Source organism: Acinetobacter sp. 1000160, from assembly GCF_000588715.1.
In the GTDB taxonomy this organism is placed as follows: Bacteria; Pseudomonadota; Gammaproteobacteria; order Pseudomonadales; family Moraxellaceae; genus Acinetobacter; species Acinetobacter courvalinii.
The window spans coordinates 482,533-504,166 of record NZ_JFWP02000003.1 but is presented as its reverse complement, the minus strand read 5'-3'; the positions used below and the strand labels follow the sequence as shown (position 1 = coordinate 504,166).

Here is a 21,634-nt window from a genome sequence, read left to right as displayed (position 1 = left end):
GAAAAACAAAAGTGAATGAATGCAGAATAAGGATCAAATTAACTTTTTCATTCAATAAATAAAAAACGCACCCAAAATGGTGCGTTTATTGATTTAAAAAGATTACGCAACTGAATCTTTTAAACCCTTACCAGCTTTGAAGCTAGGTACTTTACTTGCTTTGATTTGTAACTCTTCACCCGTTTTAGGATTACGACCAGTACGAGCAGCACGTTCTTTAACGCTGAAAGTACCGAACCCAACTAAAGTAACCGTATCACCCTTTTTAAGTGCTTCAGTGATTGATGCAATTGTCGCATCGAGTGCCTTACCAGCATCCGATTTTGACACGCCCCCTTTTTCAGCAATCGCATCAATTAATTCTGATTTATTCATGATAAAAAATATCCTCTTAATATCGTTTGTTAAGATCCAAGGCTATAGTTTAAAAGGCCATGACGCCTTTATAGCAATGCTTTGGGGGATAACGCAATACTAGAAAGGCCTTTTAATTAAAATAAATACTGAAATACGACATAAACAGACGAGTTACCTGCATTTTTTTTACTTTTTATTCAATTTGGCCTTCAATTGATTATTTTCTTCGATTAAGGCATCGACCTTGATATGCAGCTGTACAAGCAACTGTTCGATATGCTGCAAATCCTTGGGTGTCACCAGTCCAATCCGGTTAAGCGAATGATTCACACTGGTATCTAAAATCTTTTCAACCTTGTCTTTGGTATCCGTTACCGATTCTTTGGCCTTTTCGGTGACTTTGCCAACCGTGTTATCGGCGAAATCGACGGTTTTTGATTCTAATTCTTCCCCCACCTTGACCAGCGAGTCAAACAACTTGTTGCCTTCTTCTTCTGCACGCGAAAAAGCACCGAGACCAGCAAGCCAAATCTGTTGTGTATATTTTTTGAAATCTAACGCAGATTTTTTAGAACTCTTTGATTTTGGCTTAGTTTTTACCTCAGCTTCTTCATTAGGATTTTCTATATTTGAGTTATCCATTGACCCTTACTCCTAAGCACTTTACAAACAGTATGTCGTATTTAACCATAAAAATGTTTTTATAATATCAAAGTTAGGACTTGATCGTTTTAAAAAACTGTTCTACAAAGCAAGAAAGTCCTGTAAATTATTTTTAACAATTGAGTAAGGATACTCAGGTTTACGGACATTCTGTTTTTATTGATTGATTAACCAGGAAAACCAGACCTATGAATGATACGCAACAAAGACATAAACATCCGCATTTGTTGCTCAATATTGTCATCATTGTTTTAGAGACTTTTTTCTCTTTTATCCTGACTCATGATGCAGGATTGCGTCTGCACGCCAAAAAGTTAATCGATCAAAAAATCACAATCCGGATTAATAGCTACATTCCGTTCTTCGACTTTTATATCCAGTTTACCGAAAAAGGTCTGTTGTTTGATATGAAGGCACTAGATCGCAATATTGATCTGGAGATTAATAGCACATTGATCGACCTGATCAAGATTTTTGTGTTTAACAATCAGCGTAGCATTGCCAATATGCGTATTCTCGGTGATGCCACGCATGCTGAAGAATTTCTGGATGTTCTCCCGCATCTTACCCTGTCCAATATTCTGGCAAACTGGAAACAATGGTTTAGTGATGAAGCTGAAGCCGTTGTTTCACAACAACGCATCGCTCCACTACTGGATAAAATCGATCAGCAGCGTTCGGAAATCAATACCTTGCTGGTTGAAGTCAAGCAGTACCAAAACCGCATTCAACGTCTGCAAAAACGTCAACGCCTGATCAATATTAGCTTTGCTGTTTTAAGCTTTATTTTCATCGCCTTTTTTGTTTATAATACGTGGATACAATAATTCCAATATATTTCACTTTTCACGCTCAGAATGGCAATTTAAAACTTGACTATTTTAGTCGGAATTCATAAAATTTAAACATCTAGTCTAACCATGTGTACCGAATCATGCGTCTTACAACTCGCGGTCGTTACGCAGTGACTGCTCTACTTGATTTAGCTTTGCAGCCAACTGAACAAACGATCACGCTTGCGGAAATAGCAGCACGCCAATCCATCTCAGTCGCTTATTTAGAACAGTTATTCGCGAAACTCAAACGTCATGGGTTAGTTTCAAGTGTACGCGGTGCAAATGGTGGTTATCACCTGGCGCGCAATGCAAGTGAAATTACTGTGCTAGAAATCATCGAAGCTGTAAATGAAACTGTTGATGCAACGCGTTGTGACCATAAGGGTAATTGCCAGAATGGTGCAATGTGTTTGACTCATGACTTATGGCAAGAACTCTCCCACCATATTGCCGATTATCTTGCAAAAATCACCCTTGCTGATTTGATTGCGCGTGACAACGTTCAAACCGTTGCATTACGCCAGAATTCACCAAGTTTAGATTCAGCCCTTCTATCGGTTACAGGTATTTGACATGAAACGTCCAATTTATCTTGATTACGCAGCAACCACGCCCGTACTGCCAGAAGTTGCAGAACGCATGATGGAATGTTTAACGTTCGAGGGTACTTTTGGTAACCCTGCGTCACGTTCACATGCCTATGGTTGGCAAGCCGAAGAAAAAGCTGAATATGCGCGTGAGCAAGTTGCCAATCTCATTAAAGCAGATCCACGCGAAATCGTTTGGACTTCTGGCGCAACCGAATCTGACAACCTGGCATTAAAAGGGATTGCTCAGTTCTACGGTTCAAAAGGCAAACACATCATTACCAGTAAAATCGAACATAAAGCAGTGTTGGATCCTTGCCGTGAGCTTGAAGAACAAGGTTTCGAAATTACTTATTTAGAACCAGAACCGCGTACAGGGTTAATTACCCCAGAAATGGTTCAGGCGGCTTTACGTCCAGATACGATTCTTGTTTCACTGATGATGGTGAACAACGAAATCGGTACTGTGACCGATGTAGCTGCAATTGGTGAATTAACACGTGCGAACAAAACATTCTTCCACGTTGATGCAGCTCAAGCCGCTGGTAAAGTTGAAATTGATCTTTCAACCATGAAAATTGATTTGATGAGCTTCTCTGGTCATAAAGTCTATGGCCCGAAAGGTATCGGTGCCCTTTACGTTCGCCGTAGCCCACGTGTTCGCTTAAAAGCGCAAATGCACGGTGGTGGCCATGAACGTGGTATGCGTTCTGGTACCTTAGCGACGCATCAGATTGTTGGTATGGGCGAAGCTTTTGAAATTGCTGGCAAAACCATGCAAGCAGAACAAGAGCGTATTCGCAAGTTACGCGACAAGCTTTGGAATGGCTTACAAGACCTTGAACAAGTATTCTTGAATGGTCACCCAACACAAAATGTTGCTAACTATCTAAATGTCAGCTTCAACTTCGTTGAAGGTGAGTCACTGATGATGGCATTGAAAGATGCAGCTGTTTCAAGTGGTTCTGCATGTACCTCTGCAACTTTAGAGCCGTCATATGTATTACGTGCTTTAGGTTTATCTGACGAGTTGGCACATAGCTCAATCCGTTTCAGTTTCGGTAAATACACCACTGAAGCAGATATTGACTACGTGTTAACCATTACCAAAGCTGCTGTTGAGAAATTACGTGAACTTTCTCCGCTTTGGGATATGTACAAAGAAGGTATCGACCTTTCAACAGTTGAATGGGCTGAACACTAATTCATCAGGTGCTCAATAGAGCATCTCATTGAAAAGTATGTTTTAACCCTCATATTAATATTAGGCTGACCCCGAGGTTTGGAGAAGCGACATGGCTTATAGCGAAAAGGTAATTGATCATTACGAAAACCCTCGTAATGTTGGTGTTTTAGACAAGAATGCTGAAAATGTAGGTACAGGTATGGTCGGTGCACCTGCGTGTGGCGACGTAATGCGTTTACAAATTCAAGTCGATGACAATGGCGTAATTGAAGAAGCTCGCTTCAAGACTTATGGCTGTGGTTCTGCAATCGCATCAAGTTCACTGGTAACCGAATGGTTAAAAGGTAAAACCCTTGATGAAGCTCAAGCGATCAAAAACATTGATATCGCAACTGAGCTTGCACTTCCACCAGTAAAAGTACACTGCTCTGTCTTGGCTGAAGATGCAATCAAAGCTGCGATTGAAGACTATCGCGGTAAGAAAGCGAAAGCTTAATTGATGACCGAAATAACATTGGAGTTTTCATGATCCATTTAACTGAAAATGCTGCGACTCACATCAGCAATTACCTGCAAAACCGAGGTAAGGGTGAAGGCATTCGTATTGGTGTGAAAACTTCGGGTTGTTCTGGATTGGCTTATGTACTTGAGTTTGTCGATGATATCGACACACACGACCAAGTATTTGAACAACTCGGCGTTAAAGTCTTTGTAGACCCGAAAAGCTTGGTTTATCTCAATGGTTTAGAGATGGACTATGTTAAAAATGGTCTTAATGAAGGCTTTGAGTTTAACAACCCAAACCAAAAAGGTGAATGTGGTTGCGGTGAATCATTCACTGTTTAACCCCAACCACTACTCTCTTTCTTTTCGTCAAAACAGTGTGTTCCGCACTGTTTTAACGTATTTATCAATAGCGGAATTCATCTCCCATGAATCATTTTGAGTTGTTCCAATTACCAGAAGCACTCGATATAGATTTAGCAGCTTTAAAAAAACAGTTTTTAAGTTTGCAACAGCAATATCACCCGGATAAAGCCAGCGACAAAGATCAGGCGCTGATCAAGTCAAGCGAAATCAATCAGGCTTATAAAGTATTGTCACTGGTTGATAGTCGTGCTGCCTATCTGCTCGCCCTGAAAAAACAAGATCATCATCTTGATCAATCCATCAACGATTTTGAGTTTTTGCAATCTGCACTCGAAATGCGCGAGCAACTGGATGAAGCGACCTCAACCGAGCAGCTCCGTACTTTAAAAGTTGAAATTCAGCAATGGATTGATAGTTTAGTCCGCGAATTCAAAATCGATTATGCGGATGAAGACTGGGCTGAGGCACGTGATACTGTTCGTAAGCTACGCTTTTTCCAACGTGTCATGAATGATATTGATAAAGCTGAAGATCGTATGCTGGACGAAGAAGATAGCTTCGATCTAGACGATGATTTTTAATCCGCTGTTACCGATTATTTTCAAGGGATACCGTACGCATGGCGCTTTTGCAAATTGCTGAACCAGGTCAATCTACCGCACCACACGAACATCGTATTGCGATCGGGATCGACTTAGGGACAACCCACTCTTTAGTGGCGACAGTGCTATCGGGAAAACCGAAAGTTCTACATGATGACAAAGATCGGGTTCTACTTCCCTCTATTGTTCATTACGCGAAAGATTTGACAACGTTTGGTTATGAAGCCAAACCGTTTATGATGACCGACCCCAAAAATACGGTTGTTTCAGTGAAACGCTTTATGGGTCGTTCACAAGCTGATATTAAATTCCAGCATCCCTATACCCTTGTTGGCGCAGAAAATGAAATGCCAGCATTTGAAACGGCTGCTGGACGTAAAACCCCGGTCGAAATTTCTGCCGAGATCTTAAAACAATTAAAAGATCGCGCTGAAGCCAGCCTGAATAATCCTGTCAATGGTGCAGTGATTACCGTTCCTGCTTATTTCGATGAAGCACAGCGTCAGGCAACACGTGATGCAGCCCAGCTTGCCGGACTCAATGTTTTACGCTTGTTGAATGAACCCACTGCTGCTGCGGTGGCATATGGTCTGGATCAAGAGACCAATCTCAGTACAGACCGCAACTATGTGATTTACGACCTTGGCGGCGGTACGTTTGACGTTTCAATCCTGCGTTTCTCCCAAGGTGTATTTGAAGTCCTTGCTACAGGTGGACATACTGCACTGGGTGGAGATGACCTTGATCGTTTAATCGTAAAATGGGCTAAAAAGCAGCTAAATATCGAAACATTAAGCGATGAAGAATATGCGGTATTCGTTATTGCAGCACGTCAAGCCAAAGAACATTTAACCGATCATGAATCTGCCGAATTAAAATTACTGGATGATCGCTTAACACTCGACCGCCCTAATTTTGAATCGATTATTCAAGTTGCACTCGACAAAACCATGAGTGTCTGCAAACGCGTATTACGTGATGCCAAACTTGAACTCGATGACATTGAACATGTGGTTCTTGTGGGCGGTTCAACACGTTCTTATGCCGTACAAAAAGCGGTACGTGAGCTGTTTGAACGTGAACCGCTATGTACCATTAACCCGGATGAAGTGGTTGCAATTGGCGCATCAATTACCGCCAACCAGCTCATCGGCAATAGCCAAGATGGTTCATTATTGCTTGATGTGACGCCACTCTCTCTTGGTTTAGAGACCATGGGTGGCTTGGTTGAACGCTTGGTTTCACGTAATACCGCTATTCCGGTTGCACGCCGTCAAGAATTTACCACTTATCAAGATGGCCAAACTGCCATGTTGATCCATGTGGTTCAAGGTGAACGTGATCTGGTTGAGCATTGCCGTTCCTTAGGTCGTTTTGTCTTACATGGCATTCCACAAATGACTGCGGGTCAAGCACGTATTGAAGTGACATTCCAGGTCGATGCCGATGGCTTACTCACTGTCTCTGCGAAAGAAACTACATCTGGCGTTCAAGCCAAAATCGATATCAAACCGTCGTATGGCTTATCTGCTTCAGATACCGAACGTTTACTGGTAGAAGGTTTCCAGCATGCGGAGGAAGATAAACAGCTTCGCCACTTGCAAGAAACCAAAGTTGAAGCACAACGTGAGCTAGAAGCCTTAGAGCAAGCCCTGAAAGCAGATACAGATCTACTTTCCCAACAACAGGCGCGCGACTTGATTCTTGCCGCTGAAGCGTTAAAAGCCCGTCTTAAAACCGATGAGCTTGCAGCGATTGAACATGCTGTCCAGCAACTTAAAATTCACAGCGATGCCTTTGCTGCGCTTCGCATGAACCGACATATTGACCATGCCTTAAAAGGTACGAAACTTGAAGATTGGTCAAACTCAAACTAAAGGTATAGGTGATCAATATGCCACGTATTAAAGTTCTTCCTCATGCACAAATTTGCCCTGAAGGTGCAGAATTTGAAGTCGAACAAAACGCCAATTTATGCCAGAGTTTATTAAAAAATGGCATTAAAATTGAACATGCTTGTGATATGTCTGCAGCATGCACCACTTGCCATGTAGTGGTGCGTAAAGGCTTTGACAGCCTTGAAGAAATGAATGATGTTGAAGCAGACTTGCTGGATCGTGCCTGGGGCTTAGAGCCTGACTCACGTCTGTCGTGCCAGGTTGAAATTGTGGATGAAGATTTAGAAATCGAGATTCCTAAATACACCATCAACCATGCTTCAGAAAATCATTAAGATCAAGTCATGATTCAAGCAATAGAAAAGCTAGAGTAAATCTCTAGCTTTTTTTATGATTAAACAAAAATTAAAGAACGATGCGCAGCGACGCCTGCCAGAGTACCATCACCAACAGCAAGTGATACCGAACCACCCAAGCGCGCCACATCACCACAGGCAAAAATTCCTGCAACCGAAGTTTCCTTCATGGCATTGGTTTTAATCGTTTCTCCCATGGTATTCTGTTCAATTTCACAGCCCAGCTTAAAAATCCAGTCCTGAGCAATGCTACACTTGGTCGTTGCAAAAATACCCTCTAGCTGAATAACAGTGCCATCTGCAAGCAAGATTTCGCTCTGCCCTATAATTTTCTGAATCAGTCGCTGCTCGATGACAACGCCACGAGCCTTTAATTGCTCAAGCAATTCATCAGCCAACGGATAGTCGTTTATAAACAGAGTGGTTTCGCCCCAGTCTGGGAGCATCATTGCCAAATGAGCAGCATGTTCTGAGCTGGCAATGATGCCAATTTTACCTTGATTCAACTCATAACCATGACAATAAGGACAATGGAAGACTGACTTGCCCCAGCGTTCCGCCAAACCTGCAATATCAGGCAATTGATCTGTAATACCAGCAGCAATGATTAGACGCTTAGCCGTAATTGAATGTGTTGCATCAACACATACCGCAAAACCCTCTTCAATTTTTTCTACGCGCTCTACACTGCCATTCTGCCAATCCACAGTTTCATAAGCCAAAACTTGCTGCTTTGCGATTTGCGCAATTTCACTTGCCCGCGTTCCATCCTGAGTCAGAAAACCATGGGAATACTCGGCAAATCGATTTCTACGTTGTCCAGCATCAATAATAACCACTTTTTTGCGTGCTCTCGCCAATGGCATTGCCGCAGCCAAGCCTGCATAACTTCCACCAATAATCGCAACATCATATTTCATAGGATTCACCACTTATATGTAACTTTTAAAGTTACATTAATACTTTTTATTTTAATTTGCAACTTTTAATGTTACATTTAAATCATTCGCTTATTTTGTTTGGATTGATTAGATGCGTACTGACAGTAAACTCTCCCGAATGCTACATGTGCTTTTACATATGGCCAGACAACAGAAGACTTTTACCTCTGATGAAATTGCGCAAATGCTATCAACCAACCCTGTGGTGGTCAGAAGGACGATGTCAGGTTTAAAAAAAGCAGGATTTGTTCACTCAGAAAAAGGCGCTGGAGGTGGTTGGCAGCTAACCGGAGATTTAGAAAAAATTACCTTGTGGGATATTTATCAGGCTGTGGGTGAACCCACTATTTTTGCAATCGGTAATGAAAGAGAACATCCGGAGTGCTTGGTTGAGCGTGTGGTAAATGCCGCTTTAGATCAGGCCATTCAGGATGCACAGCATATTTTAACCCGACAGCTAAAATCCACGACGCTGGCAGCGCTGGCTTTAGAATTTGATCATTTATATGCGATGCATGAATATCAGAATAGTTATACTCAACATTGAGTATTGAATTGTCTATCTCACTTCATCATCTAAAGTGAGTTTAGGAATACCCTGCGCATTGGTAATTTTTTGCTGGGTTTTGATACGTTGCACCATGTTTTCCAGAATCTCGACCAGTTCCGGATATTCATAGTTTTGCACTTCTTCCAAATTGAGTACCAAATGGAAGCCTTTATAATCGAAATCAAACCATTGTTGCGTATCAGATTTTTTGCCAGTGAATTTTTCCATCACCTGCCAGGTTTTCACTGGACCTTGAATGCCTTTTAAATAGATCGGCACTTTTGGCACACATAAAAACTCGTTTTTAATCAGTTGATGGGTGTCATCGGCAATGAGGATTTCATCCACCTCGGCAGCAGACTGCAAACGTGCAGCCAAATTCACATCACGTCCGACAATGGTATATGCCATGCGATGTGAAGCGCCATAGTTACCAACGTGGCAATAACCGGTACTGATCCCCATGCGGATGTGCAAGGCTGGATAGCCCATTTTCTTCCAGCGCTCGCGCAACAATTTCATTTGTTGACGCATCGCAATTGCCATTTCCACACAAGATTTTGCATCTTGCTCAACACCTTGCGAGTTGGGATCACCAAAGAAAATAAGAATCGCATCGCCCATAAACTTATCGACGGTTGCTTCATATTGCTTGGCAATCTCGGTCATATGACTCAGATAGTCGTTCAGCAAGAAGGCTAAATCGTCCGGGATCAGGGTTTCTGAAAGTTCAGTAAAACCTTGAATATCTGAGAAAAAGATCGTGAGTTTTTTACGCTTATACTCAATTTTTGCTTCCGCCTCGCCACGCATGATCGACTGCCACAATTGCAAGGGTGCATAGCGACTGAGCTGATTGGCAAAAGCAATATAACGAGTCATCTGATTATGGTAATGCTGGCGTTGCTGCCCCAGAATATTCAGGCGGCGGTGCTGATAATAGTTACCGATCACGATAAACATCATCAAGCCGAGCAGGCTCACAACGGTCAATTCAGGATTGGTTGGTTCAAAATACTCTTCAGTCCCAAAAATGACATAGGTACTAAAATAAAAAGTCATTACCCCAATCAAACCGATCAGACATGAGACGGGCAAGGAAATCTTATTGTTCAGCCCTACATAGAGCAATGCAAACAAAATGGTAAATGTAGGAACCAGACTTAGATGTAATGCAGCAAGAACCAGCGCAATAAGGATGGCTTCATTGGCAAATAGAACATTTTTTTCTATTTTTTTATCAAATTTATATTGCAGCCATTTTTCCAAACGCGGGCAAAACAGAAAATAGGCCAATAATAATGGAAGGAGATAGAGTTGGTAGCTAGCACTGGTAGAGGTAAATGTATAAATTACCAGAATCAGTGACAGAATCGAGTATCCCATCAAACGATGGAAATAAGCGAACTGTCTAGGTTCTTTATCAATTAACCTATCTAGTGGCACTCTGTCCTCCTTTCTTATTATAGAATACTGTTTTTATTCTATTTTCTGGATCAGTCCATACGCCAGTCAAATGGCATATCACCCTGACCACGTAACGCAAGCATCAGTGTTTGACGCATGTGCGCGAGTACATCGTTACTATAAGGTACTGCTGGTGTGCCCCAGACAGGTTTCGGCCATGCCACATCGTTTTGATAACGCACCACATGATGAAAATGAAGCTGAGGAACAACGTTCCCTAATGCCGCAACATTCATCTTGTCTGCACGGAACACACGTGAAAGCTGGCTTGATAACCAACTTGATTCTCGTAGAAATTGTTCCTGGTCTGCCTGGCTGAGTTCATATAATTCTGTAACACCTGGTACACGCGGTACAAGGATCAGCCAAGGAAATTGCATATCATTCATTAAACGACATGTTGAAAGCGGAAAGTCGCCTACAAAAAATGTATCTTGAGCAAGTTGTGGATGCAAACTAAACATATCTTTATAAATGATGCAGAATAATGATGATCAATACTATCACATCAGTTTTGATGTGAATATTCTTAGTCACCCGTTTGATTACAAATAACAATGATTTTCCTCATTTATTGCAGCAACATCTGACCAAAAACATGTCACGATCTTGCAAACAACCAAACTTGCTCATTTAACACTCAACGATCATTTTTCAAGATACTAATTCAACTCGCTCACCAGCTTGTTGAGCAGGTCAATAATGAACTGGATTCGCTTGTCATATTCCGCTAGTTGCACCATGACTTTCAAGCGTTGCCCGCCTTCCATCCGGTAATACGTCGGCTGCTTCTGCATCAGTTGAATGATACTGATCGCCTGTACAGGTGTATCTGGAGAAAACTCGATATAACCGCCATTGCTGTTGATATCAATTTTGGTAATGCCCAGTTGCTCTGCCTTTAAACGCAACTGATGAACGCTAAATAACTGTTTTACCGGTTGTGGCGGAATCCCAAAACGATCAATCAGCTCCATACGAATGTTATCAAGCTTCTCCTGACTATCGGTATTACTAATGCGCTTATAGAACAACAGGCGTTGATGTACATCACCCAAATAATCATCAGGAATCAACGCCGGCATATGTAAATTAATTTCAGCGGTTAATGACAACGGCGCATCAAAATTCGGTGTTTTGCCTTTTTGAATGGCTTTGGTCGCTTTTTCCAGCATTTCCATATACAGGCTATACCCGATAGCTTGCATCGAACCGCTTTGCTGCTCACCGAGCAACTCACCCGCGCCTCGAATTTCCAGATCTTCGGTTGCCAGCATAAAGCCCGCACCCAGCGTTGAAGCACGCTGAATGGCATCCAGACGTTTCTCTGCATCCCCTTTCAGATGCTTGATAGAAGGCACCAACAAATAGGCATAAGCTTGATGATGTGAACGACCAACACGACCACGTAACTGGTGTAATTGTGCGAGGCCGAGCTTATCTGCACGTTCGATAATAATAGTATTGGCATTCGGCACATCAATACCGGTCTCGATAATGGTCGAGCATACCAGTACGTTATATTCCTTGTGGTAGAACTGCTGCATTACCTGCTCAAGTTCACGTTCACGCATTTGTCCATGCGCCACTGCAACACGTGCTTCAGGCACCAGATGACGGATATTTTCGGCTGTCCGTTCGATGGTATCCACTTCATTGTGCAGGAAGTACACCTGCCCACCACGTAACAATTCACGCAGAATTGCCTCTTTCACCGAATCATCGGTATGTTCCTGAACAAAGGTTTTCACCGCTAAACGACGTGCGGGCGGCGTAGCAATAATCGAGAGATCACGCATGCCAGAGAAAGCCATATTCAAGGTACGCGGGATCGGTGTCGCTGTGAGTGTCAGCATATCCACATCGGCACGTAGCGCCTTGATCCGTTCTTTGTCACGCACACCAAAACGATGCTCTTCGTCCACAATCATCAGGCCAAGATTCTTAAATTGCACATTTTCTTGCAGGATTTTATGTGTGCCGACCACGATATCGACCTTACCGTCGGCCAAATCTTCAATAATTTTTAAATGGGCTTTGTTACTGCCGAATCGAGAAAGCACTTCAATACGCACGGCCGTATCGGCAAAACGGTCTTTAAAGGATTCATAATGCTGTTGTGCCAACAAGGTGGTTGGAACCAGTACCGCCACCTGTTTATTGTTCTGTACCGCTACAAATGCTGCACGCATCGCCACTTCGGTCTTACCAAAACCAACATCACCACAGACCAGACGATCCATCGGTTTGGCCAGTTGCATATCATGAATAGTCGCTTCAATGGCATTGGCCTGATCGAGCGTTTCCTCATAAGCAAAGCCGCTGGCAAATTGCATATAGCCGGTATGGTCCAGCTCAAAAGCAAAACCGGGTTTAGACTGGCGACGCGCCTGAATGTGCAGTAGTTCAGCCGCCACATCATGAATCTGTTCCAAAGCCTTACGTTTCGCTTTGCTCCAGGTATCTGTACCCAGCTTATGCAACGGGGCCAGATCCGGGTCCCCGCCACTATAACGGCTGATCAGATGTAAATTGGTGACAGGAACGTAAACTTTTGCACCATCAGCATAATCTAGCTGTAAAAATTCATGATCCTGCTCATCAATTTCCAGCGTCACCAAGCCCGCATAACGTCCGACCCCATGATCGATATGCACCACAGGCGCACCAATGCTTAGCTCGGTTAAACTACGAATTAAAAATTCTTCTGAAACTTCCTGCTGTCGCTTACGACGGCGTTGCACCACCCGATGTTCATACAGTTGATTTTCAGAAATCACCGATAACTGATCTGTAAGCAACAAACCACGATCTAAAGGGGCACTGGTAATAGCAACCGATAATTTATCTTTCTGAAACTGGGCAAAACTCTCTACATTCTGAATTTCGCCCAACACAAAACGTAGCGCATCTTTTAAGGTTTCACGCCGACCCGCACTTTCTGCCACCAATAGCACAGGATGTTTAGCCTGATCGATATACTGTTTAACTGCGTCGAAAGGTTGTGGCTTTTTCGGATCAACCGGCAATTTTGGCGGTTGCTCAGCAGCCAGATTTAATACACCTGCTTTTGCTTCAAATGCATCTGTTGAGGCTATAATTCTTGGGAACTGATTGAGTGCCTGCAATACATGATTCGGCATCAAGAACAGTTCTTCAGGCGGCAAAATCGGTTGGTCAATGTTATGGCGACGGTCTTCATAGCGACGCATCACTTCTTTCCAGAAATTGATTAATTCATCTTCAATTTCATTATTTGTAATGACAACGCAATGCTTTGGTAAGTATATCATGAACATACTTTGCGCTTCCATCACCTTTTTATCAAAGAATAATGGCAGGGAAAACTCTAATCCAGGTGTCGATATACCTTCAAGTACATCCTGATAAATTGGATTTTTCTTTGGATTGGCAGTTGGGAAACTTTCCGCATAACGGTCTCTGAAAATAGAACGCCCTTCTTTTAAAGGAAATTCTTTCGCAGGTAACACCGTGAAGTTTTTTAATGATTCTGTAGTACGTTGTGTTTCTGGATCAAAGAATTTTAAGCTTTCAATTTCATCATCAAACAAGTCAATCCGAATCGGCTGATCTTGTCCAGAAGCAAAAATATCCATGATACTACCGCGAACAGCAAACTCGCCGTGATCATATACCGTGTCCACCAGACGATAACCCGCTTGTACCAACTGCTTTTTTTGTACTTCTAAATCGAGCTTTTGCCCAACCTTAATATCAAAGTGTTCCCCTACTACCCATGAATAAGGTGCAACACGCTGGGCCAAGGTACTGGCCGAAATCAGTAAAATGCCCTTTTGCGGCATATGCGACAAAATCGCCAAACGCTCAGACACAATATCCTGATGCGGAGATAGACGGTCATACGGCAAAATTTCCCAATCCGGAAATATCGTCGGCTTGATCCCATAAAACTCGAGTTCACTTTCCAGCTGGGCAAGATGTTGGTTATTTCGAGCCACAATCATGTAGAGATTAGAGCTTTGGGTTGCGATTTCTTTGAATAATAATGCAGCCGATGATCCCAGTAAGGAACCGATCCAGCGTTTCTCGCCCGCTTTAAATTGTTGTAGGTTTAATTGAGAGATTTCTTGTTGGAACATAGAGAAAATCATGCAATCTAAAAAGATAAGTTCCCTATTTTAGCATGATGTTTTTTAGTTAAAGAAGAAATTCGCGGTTCGATTAAAAGCATTTTAATTTACTTAGGCTATTTTATTTGTTATTTTAACCCAATAATTTAAGTTTAATAAATCTGAACCTTTAAAAAGATAAACTTAATTTAATTATAAAAAACAAATATTTAAATAAATAAAAGTGAGATAATTGAACAAGCTTATGTTAACTAATATTCCTACTCATCAAATTCGTGCCGTCTATAACGATAAAACCATACGTGTATACCAGGCTTATTCTGATGTTATTGCCAACACCGCACTAGAAAATCAGACTTTTGTTTCCCCTCCCTTCAAGATGGAAAGAATGACATGGATTAAACCCTCATTTCTTTGGATGATGTATCGGTCTGGTTGGGGATTCAAAGATAAGGAACAAAGCCGAATATTGGCTATCGATATAACGCGTGAAGGTTTTGAATGGGCGTTGGCACATAGCTGCTTAAGCCATCCAGATCCATCAATGAGTCAGGAACAGTGGCAACGACTCAAATCAAGTTCTCCTGTTCGTATCCAGTGGGATCCTGAACGAGATTTGAAATTAAATCCTCTTGATCATAGAGCAATACAAATAGGGCTCGGTCACGAGGCTGTTCAATTATATGTTAATGAATGGATTAAATCGATTACAGATGTGACTCCACTAGCTCATCAAATTCATGCATTAATAGAAGACAATAAATTGGATGAAGCCACCCGATTATTACCTCAGGAGACAATTTATCTTGCATAGATAAGCCCTAGTATATTTTTAAGTACTCTCTCATTACTGAGTTCTTAGAACCTTATAAATGTATTTTTTAATGGGATTCCCGAACAACCATTCGATCAATAGGGATATCCAAATTATCTACAGGCCAATCACGAAAAATAATTTTCATATGAACTCTGGGTTGACCTGTCTTGAATGGTCTGTCCTTATCGATACTGTAAGCAAATCAAGTCAATTGCCAACATGTAAAAAAGCACCTTTCATCAAATGATGAAAAGTGCTTTATTTTTAATCTTTATTATAAATTATGATGCCAGTTTGGCATTTGGAAAGAAACGTCCTTCAATCATGTCATAGCACCACTGGAAGATGAAGGTATATACCAGAATACACATGGTTAAACCAAAGTCCAGAATGATGGCTTCAATGATGGTCATTTTCATCAAATAGGCAATGATTGGAATGGTTGCAAGCATCAGCCCGCCTTCAAATCCGATCGCATGCAGAATACGGACAGGGATTGTTCTTTCCCATTGATACTTCTGCTCTACTTTTTCGAAGTAATGGTTAAAAATCATATTCCAGAATACTGAAATTACCGCCATGATCGTACCTAGGATACCCGTTACTTCGAGTGGCATACTGAAAATAAAACTTAACGCAATCGCGATGATGACCAATAAAATCACTTCATAGCTGATCGCATGAACGAGTCTTCTTTTGGAAATCAACATTTTTGTAACACTCTCTTGTTTGGATAGTAGCCATTTTATTTTTATAATATTGATTAATCCAATCAGATTCTTTCAGTTTTTTTGACAAATGAATATTAATCAAGAACAACTTCTCATGTTTCAAACCGTCATCGAGACAGGTTCCTTTTCTGCTGCTGCCCGTAAATTAGGCAAAGTGCCTTCAGCGGTCAGTATGTCGATTGCCAATCTGGAAATCGATCTCGATCTGAAACTATTTGAACGGATCGGCCGCGAACCAACGCCAACCGCAGAAGCATGGGTTTTATATGAAAAAACCCAGCAATTGCTGATCGAAATGAATCAATGGAAACAGCATGCCCATGCACTAAGTACGGGACTGGAATCGACCTTAAATATAGTGGTGGTGTCGGAGCTGCTACATACCAACTGGACAGACTACATTACCCTGCTCGATCAACACTTTCCGAGCCTGTCATTGAATGTAGTTTCAGCGCCGCAAGAGGATGCTCTGCAAATGTTGCTTGATCAAAGCGCTCAGCTCGCCCTAATGTTTGAACGGGAGCAATTGGACAGTCGCGAACAGTTTGTTGAGCTAAAAAGAGAAGCGCTTGTTCCGGTCATTGCAAAAATTAATCCCTTGGCAGAACTGGACAAGGTTTCCTTTGAGCAAATGGTGCAGACCCGGCAAATTGTCGTCGCAAGTCGTGATAATACCATTCGACCTGAATTACTTTATTCCAAAGATTATTGGCGTACCGACAATCATCATTCGGCGTGTATGATGATTGTGCGTAATCTGGGTTGGGGGGTTTTGCCTTTAGAGATGTTTAATGAAAATCCTGAATTGCGTAAAAAATTAAAAATTCTGGATCTGTATGATTTCACGCCTAAATTTGAATACTATGTCGATCTGGTCTGGAGCCGGGAAAGTGAACTCGGTGCAGCAGCAAGATTCCTGATTGATCATATCCGGAAACAACGTCAACACACCAGTAATAAAAGATAACCTTAAGGAATAACTCTGCCAACAAAAGCAATGCTTTGCTTTGCTCTGGATTATGTTATAAAAGAAATTACCAATAATATGTTTAAGTAAGAACGCTATATCAATGACTCAGAATGCCTTATACCAATTAAAAGATTTAACCACTGTTGTTGCCGATAGTAGTGACTTGGAAGCAATTGAGAAATTTCGTCCACTCGACGCAACAACCAACCCTTCACTGATCACGGCTGCTGCGGAATTGCCGGAAAGCCGTACACTGATTGAAGATGCCTATACCCAAGCAAAACAGGAAGGTTATCAAAGCGACGAGTTAATCGAACGTACCATTGATATCTTGACCGTAAAATTCGGTGTGGAAATTTTAAAACTGATTGCAGGCCGAGTTTCAACCGAAGTGGATGCTTCTTTGTCTTATGATACTGACGCCACCATTGCCAAAGCACGCGAACTGTCTAAGCTGTATCAAGGTTATGGTATCGAGCAATCGCGTATCCTGATCAAGATTGCCTCAACCTGGGAAGGTATTCAGGCGGCTAAAGTACTCGAAGCAGAAGGTATCCCGTGTAACCTCACCCTGCTGTTTGGTTTACATCAGGCACAAGCCTGTGCAGATGCAAAAGTTACCCTGATCTCACCTTTCGTGGGCCGTATTCTTGACTGGTATAAAAAAGCGGAAGGTGTTGAGCAATATCCAATTGCCAAAGATCCTGGCGTACTTTCAGTCAAGAAAATCTACAATTATTACAAACAGCAAGGTATTCAGACTCAAGTCATGGGTGCAAGCTTCCGCAGTACCGCTCAGGTATTGGGTCTGGCAGGTTGCGATTTACTGACGATTGCACCAAACCTGTTGGCTCAACTTGAACAGGATCAGCAAAAGGTTGAAGCCCAATTAAGCCTTGAGTCAGCCCAGCAAGCTGAAAAAATTGAGCGTCCAGCGCAAACCAAAGAAAGCTTTAAGGCTGAACTTGAGCAGGATTTGATGGCATTCCAGTTACTGCAAGGCGGTATCGACGGCTTTATCAAGGCCCGAGATCAACTGAGTTTATTGCTGCGTCAATCTTTTGGAATTGATGCTGAAATCAAGCCATAATTAGTCGAATTTTCCCCCATAAAAACCGATTTTTGCTATATTAGCGAAAATCGGTTTTTTAATGAGTTTTCATCGTGTTCGGTATAACAGATTTAACCACTTATATAATTGGGACAATCTTAATTGTGTTATTACCGGGTCCCAACTCATTATATGTGATGTCGGTCGCCTCGCGTTATGGCATCCGTACTGGCTATGCGGCAGCCTGTGGTGTATTTACAGGCGATTTTATTTTAATTCTCTGTACCGTTCTGGGCGCAGCCTCTTTATTAAAAGCCTTCCCGATCCTGTTTGTGATTTTAAAAATCACTGGAGCCGCTTATCTGGCCTATTTGGGTTTCAAATTGCTACAAGGCGCTTACCAGACATGGAACAAGCCGCCGCATCATGCTGAACTGGCCGCTTTGCCCAATTTAGACCAGGTTCATCCCTACCGTACCGCGTTAAGCATTAGCCTGCTTAACCCGAAAGCAATCTTGTTTTTCCTGTCCTTCTTTGTTCAATTTGTTGAGCCAAGTTATGCCTATCCGGCTTTAAGCTTTTTAATTCTGGCGATCATTCTGCAACTTGTCAGTTTCAGTTATCTGACGGCATTAATTTTTTCAGGTATTAAACTGGCAAATTTCTTTAAACATAATTATAAAATTGCAGCCGCAGGTATTTTTCTGGTCGGTATTCTGTTCTTTGGTTTTGGTTTAAGACTGGCAACCTCAACCCTGTCTTAATCGATTTAGTCTGATCTCTATTCGGCTTCCAAGACAAAACATATTCAAATCCAAGTCCCATAGCGCTGGTCATTATTCGAGATATTTCATTTAATTTGTCTCTAAAAATAAAAAGCCCTCATCAGGATGAGGGCTCAACCAAGATTGTCTTGATGACTACTTTTCGTCTAAATCCTTTTGTGCCTCTTGATCATTTAAAATTCGGGCCGCCTGCTTAGGACGAATCAATGGAGCAGTCGGACGTGGATGTGCATGGGTATATTGTAAACCCACGCCTGCATACACATCATCAGCCGCAATTTCTGTTTCAAAACGCTCTTCGTCACGGTCACGAATTTCATCGGTAATCCGTTGTACTTCATCTTGCTCTACCCCTAACTCTTGCAAGATCACGCCACCAAACTTGATTGCAGACTCGAAGGTTTCACGAATCATATAATCCACTTTCTGTTTCACGAGATAAAGTGAATGTTCACGGTCATAAGAGCGAACCAGTAACTTTGCCAATGGAAATTCATGTGTGACCAGTTCCACAATTCGGTTGGTGGTTTCTTTACTATCCACACAGACAACAATGGCTTGTGCTGTCGCAGCACCAGATGCATGCAGAATATCCAAACGGCAGCCATCACCATAATAAATCTTAAAACCGAATTTCTCTGCGTTTTGTATCATGTCGATATCATTATCAATAATAGTGACATCAACACCACGTGCCAGTAACAGCTGACTGGTAACCTGACCAAAACGACCAAAACCAATCATTAAAATACTACCACTCAAGCCTTCGGCAACCGTGACATTATCCAGATTAATCTGGTCTTTGCTTTCAGTGAAACGTTTAAACAGAATCCCCACAATCGGGGTCAGCACCATAGAAAGCACGACAATCGCAGTCAGATTGGACTTGATGGTATTATCAATCACCTGGGCACTGACTGCAGCTGCAAACAGCACAAAAGCAAACTCACCGCCTTGGGCCATCAGCAACGCGCGGTCTAAAGCTTCGGTATGCGGGCTTTTGCTTACACGCGCCACGATATAAATCATCAGCGCCTTGGCAAACATCATGGCGAGAACACCACTGATGATCAGTTGCCAGTTTTGTGCAACCACAGATAAATCAAGCGACATGCCAACGCCCAGGAAAAACAGGCCCAGCAATAATCCACGGAAAGGCTCAATATCGGCTTCAATCTGATGTCTAAAAGTAGATTCCGATAATAATACCCCTGCAAGGAAAGCCCCCATCGCCATAGACAGTCCGCTGACCTGCATCAACAAAGCAGCGCCTAAAACCACCAGAAGCGCAGCGGCTGTCATGACTTCACGTGCTTTTGCAGCAGCAAGCAACCTGAATAAAGGATTTAATAGCCAGTAACCTGCAGCTATCAGCCCGGCAATGGCAATTAAACCGATACCGATACTTTCAAGACGTGTAGAGGTACTTTCCACAACATGATTTGGTGCCATAAAGGCGACAATGGCCAGTAAAGGAACAATCAGCAAGTCTTCAAATAATAAAATAGCGACAATCTTTTGCCCATGAGGCTGGGTAATATCACCCCGATCTCCCAACAGTTGCATCACAATGGCAGTTGAAGTCAGTACAAATCCAGCAGCACCGATGAAAGCCACCTGCCAGCTAAAGCCAAACAGCAGTCCAACCCCGGTTAAAGCCAGGCCGCATGCCACGATCTGTAAAGTGCCCAGACCAAAAATTTCCCGCCTTAAACTCCACAGATGGGAAGGCTGCATTTCCAGCCCGATCACAAATAGGTACATCACGATCCCCAGTTCCGCAATATGCAGAATCGAGGCGGAATCATGGAAAAATGCGAACCCGAATGGCCCAATAATTAATCCGGCAATCAAATATCCCAGAACCGAACCTAACCCGATCCGCTTAAATATCGGGACGGCAACGACAGCGGCAGCCAGCAAAACTACTGGTGCAATTAAACTGATAGAATGTGCTTCTGAACTCATACTGTTCTCATTGTTATCATGTGTGTTTCATTTTAAATGAAACAATACAGGCCATATATATCATTTATAGGACAATGCATCCCAATTCAATGCTTTAGGGGAAGATTTTCCTGAACTTAATTAATGGTATTTTTGTCCCAAAAGGCCTGACGAACCTGCGGCATGGCATTCAGGTGGTTAATGATATGTTGCGCTTCTTCTGCTTCAATCGAGGTGGCAATCAATGTCACTTCAATCTCGACCTCTTTTTCACCAAAAGGTGTGACCTCAATATCTTTGGCAGGATAATGATGATGCATCAAGGTCAGATTCAGCTCATCCATGACCGCTTTGCTGTGACTACGATCACAAATAATATATATCACATGCATGACCTCAGTATCATCATCCAGCGGACGGCGGTCAATCGCATGCACAATCGGTCTTAGCAAGGTATTTGCCGCTAGAATAAATAAGGTCGCCAATATCGCTTCAATCACCAGATCTGCACCCGCAGACGCCCCGACTGCTGCTGAACACCATAATGTTGCCGCAGTATTGAGTCCATGAATATTGCCTTCCTGACGCATAATCACACCTGCACCCAAGAAGCCAATCCCTGAAACCACATAGGCAATCACCCGAACCGCCCCATCGGCGCCCGTCAGATTAATCGCAATATCCACAAAAATGGCAGCACCGACTGCTACCAGTACATTGGTCCGTAAACCTGCAGTACGCTGCCGGTATTGACGTTCAAATCCAATCAGCGCACCTAAAATAAATGCGACAGAAAGACTGATTAAAGTATCCAAAATATTAGAAAAATCGGTATGTTGCAGAAATTTTAATTGCATATTCCACCTCTTTATTATTCATGATTTTGAATGAAGGATATTATAAAAAGC

The 21,634-nt window shown here is 42.4% G+C and carries 22 protein-coding genes; 13 read left to right on the top strand and 9 right to left on the bottom strand.

Going from position 1 to position 21,634, the window contains the following annotated elements; translation table 11 throughout:
- Positions 1 to 102: 102 nt before the first annotated feature.
- Together J699_RS10000 and J699_RS10005 are read right to left on the bottom strand one after the other, a co-directional pair.
- Positions 103 to 375 carry an HU family DNA-binding protein gene (locus tag J699_RS10000; protein ID WP_004639426.1) on the bottom strand — a complete coding sequence of 91 codons (273 nt, stop codon included), beginning with the start codon at positions 373 to 375 and terminating at the stop codon, positions 103 to 105.
- 168 nt (positions 376 to 543) lie between these two features.
- The gene (locus J699_RS10005; protein WP_004771675.1) at positions 544 to 999 is read right to left on the bottom strand and encodes a phasin family protein; all 456 of its coding nucleotides are present in this window, start codon (positions 997 to 999) and stop codon (positions 544 to 546) included.
- A gap of 209 nt (positions 1,000 to 1,208) precedes the next feature.
- Between J699_RS10005 and J699_RS10010 the strand changes: the two genes are divergently transcribed.
- The 8 genes from J699_RS10010 (at position 1,209) to fdx (ending at position 7,334) form a co-directional block, all read left to right on the top strand.
- Positions 1,209 to 1,847: a hypothetical protein gene (locus J699_RS10010; protein WP_032867268.1), complete on the top strand. Its 639-nt coding sequence runs from the start codon at positions 1,209 to 1,211 to the stop codon at positions 1,845 to 1,847.
- 107 nt (positions 1,848 to 1,954) lie between these two features.
- On the top strand, positions 1,955 to 2,428 hold the full coding sequence (locus tag J699_RS10015) for an Rrf2 family transcriptional regulator (RefSeq protein ID WP_004771673.1): 474 nt from the start codon (positions 1,955 to 1,957) through the stop codon (positions 2,426 to 2,428).
- 1 nt (position 2,429) lies between these two features.
- The gene (locus J699_RS10020) at positions 2,430 to 3,647 is read left to right on the top strand and encodes an IscS subfamily cysteine desulfurase (RefSeq protein ID WP_004771672.1); all 1,218 of its coding nucleotides are present in this window, start codon (positions 2,430 to 2,432) and stop codon (positions 3,645 to 3,647) included.
- Positions 3,648 to 3,738: 91 nt separating this feature from the next.
- Positions 3,739 to 4,125 carry a Fe-S cluster assembly scaffold IscU gene (iscU, locus tag J699_RS10025; RefSeq protein ID WP_004639432.1) on the top strand — a complete coding sequence of 129 codons (387 nt, stop codon included), beginning with the start codon at positions 3,739 to 3,741 and terminating at the stop codon, positions 4,123 to 4,125.
- Positions 4,126 to 4,154: 29 nt separating this feature from the next.
- Positions 4,155 to 4,475, top strand: a complete 321-nt coding sequence (gene iscA / locus J699_RS10030; RefSeq protein ID WP_004661460.1) for an iron-sulfur cluster assembly protein IscA — start codon at positions 4,155 to 4,157, stop codon at positions 4,473 to 4,475.
- Between the two features lie 86 nt (positions 4,476 to 4,561).
- Positions 4,562 to 5,080, top strand: coding sequence for a Fe-S protein assembly co-chaperone HscB (hscB, locus tag J699_RS10035; RefSeq protein WP_005284962.1), 519 nt, complete (start codon positions 4,562 to 4,564; stop codon positions 5,078 to 5,080).
- 38 nt (positions 5,081 to 5,118) lie between these two features.
- Positions 5,119 to 6,978, top strand: coding sequence for a Fe-S protein assembly chaperone HscA (gene hscA, locus J699_RS10040; RefSeq protein ID WP_032867270.1), 1,860 nt, complete (start codon positions 5,119 to 5,121; stop codon positions 6,976 to 6,978).
- Positions 6,979 to 6,995: 17 nt separating this feature from the next.
- Complete coding sequence (gene fdx, locus J699_RS10045) at positions 6,996 to 7,334, top strand: ISC system 2Fe-2S type ferredoxin (protein WP_005229757.1); 339 nt, start codon at positions 6,996 to 6,998, stop codon at positions 7,332 to 7,334.
- Positions 7,335 to 7,393: 59 nt separating this feature from the next.
- On the opposite strand, the gene J699_RS10050 is transcribed toward fdx, so the two are convergent.
- Positions 7,394 to 8,275 carry an NAD(P)/FAD-dependent oxidoreductase gene (locus tag J699_RS10050; RefSeq protein WP_032867272.1) on the bottom strand — a complete coding sequence of 294 codons (882 nt, stop codon included), beginning with the start codon at positions 8,273 to 8,275 and terminating at the stop codon, positions 7,394 to 7,396.
- A gap of 112 nt (positions 8,276 to 8,387) precedes the next feature.
- Between J699_RS10050 and J699_RS10055 the strand changes: the two genes are divergently transcribed.
- Positions 8,388 to 8,843, top strand: coding sequence for an Rrf2 family transcriptional regulator (locus J699_RS10055; protein ID WP_032867274.1), 456 nt, complete (start codon positions 8,388 to 8,390; stop codon positions 8,841 to 8,843).
- 12 nt (positions 8,844 to 8,855) lie between these two features.
- On the opposite strand, the gene J699_RS10060 is transcribed toward J699_RS10055, so the two are convergent.
- The 3 genes from J699_RS10060 to mfd all read right to left on the bottom strand — a co-directional run bounded on the left by J699_RS10060 (position 8,856) and on the right by mfd (position 14,434).
- Positions 8,856 to 10,292, bottom strand: a complete 1,437-nt coding sequence (locus J699_RS10060) for an adenylate/guanylate cyclase domain-containing protein (RefSeq protein ID WP_005229749.1) — start codon at positions 10,290 to 10,292, stop codon at positions 8,856 to 8,858.
- Positions 10,293 to 10,342: 50 nt separating this feature from the next.
- The gene (locus J699_RS10065; protein ID WP_004771663.1) at positions 10,343 to 10,777 is read right to left on the bottom strand and encodes an HIT domain-containing protein; all 435 of its coding nucleotides are present in this window, start codon (positions 10,775 to 10,777) and stop codon (positions 10,343 to 10,345) included.
- Between the two features lie 198 nt (positions 10,778 to 10,975).
- Positions 10,976 to 14,434, bottom strand: coding sequence for a transcription-repair coupling factor (gene mfd, locus J699_RS10070; protein ID WP_032882807.1), 3,459 nt, complete (start codon positions 14,432 to 14,434; stop codon positions 10,976 to 10,978).
- Positions 14,435 to 14,669: 235 nt separating this feature from the next.
- Between mfd and J699_RS0218655 the strand changes: the two genes are divergently transcribed.
- Positions 14,670 to 15,239 carry a DUF4291 domain-containing protein gene (locus J699_RS0218655; protein WP_032867279.1) on the top strand — a complete coding sequence of 190 codons (570 nt, stop codon included), beginning with the start codon at positions 14,670 to 14,672 and terminating at the stop codon, positions 15,237 to 15,239.
- A 284-nt stretch (positions 15,240 to 15,523) separates the two neighbouring features.
- On the opposite strand, the gene aceI is transcribed toward J699_RS0218655, so the two are convergent.
- Entirely contained in the window at positions 15,524 to 15,952 is a 429-nt protein-coding gene (aceI, locus tag J699_RS10075; RefSeq protein WP_005229744.1) for a chlorhexidine efflux PACE transporter AceI, read from the bottom strand.
- Between the two features lie 88 nt (positions 15,953 to 16,040).
- Here aceI and J699_RS10080 point away from each other — a divergent pair, with 88 nt between their 5' ends.
- From J699_RS10080 to leuE, 3 genes are all read left to right on the top strand, one after another.
- Positions 16,041 to 16,940, top strand: coding sequence for a LysR family transcriptional regulator (locus J699_RS10080; RefSeq protein ID WP_005284941.1), 900 nt, complete (start codon positions 16,041 to 16,043; stop codon positions 16,938 to 16,940).
- 103 nt (positions 16,941 to 17,043) lie between these two features.
- Positions 17,044 to 18,033, top strand: a complete 990-nt coding sequence (gene tal, locus J699_RS10085; RefSeq protein ID WP_032867281.1) for a transaldolase — start codon at positions 17,044 to 17,046, stop codon at positions 18,031 to 18,033.
- A 74-nt stretch (positions 18,034 to 18,107) separates the two neighbouring features.
- Positions 18,108 to 18,758 (top strand): leucine efflux protein LeuE, encoded by a 651-nt coding sequence (gene leuE / locus J699_RS10090; protein ID WP_032867283.1) that lies wholly within the window; start codon positions 18,108 to 18,110, stop codon positions 18,756 to 18,758.
- A 156-nt stretch (positions 18,759 to 18,914) separates the two neighbouring features.
- On the opposite strand, the gene J699_RS10095 is transcribed toward leuE, so the two are convergent.
- Positions 18,915 to 20,747, bottom strand: coding sequence for a monovalent cation:proton antiporter-2 (CPA2) family protein (locus J699_RS10095; protein ID WP_032867285.1), 1,833 nt, complete (start codon positions 20,745 to 20,747; stop codon positions 18,915 to 18,917).
- 116 nt (positions 20,748 to 20,863) lie between these two features.
- Positions 20,864 to 21,583, bottom strand: a complete 720-nt coding sequence (locus J699_RS10100) for an MgtC/SapB family protein (RefSeq protein ID WP_005229734.1) — start codon at positions 21,581 to 21,583, stop codon at positions 20,864 to 20,866.
- Between the last annotated feature and the right edge of the window lie 51 nt (positions 21,584 to 21,634).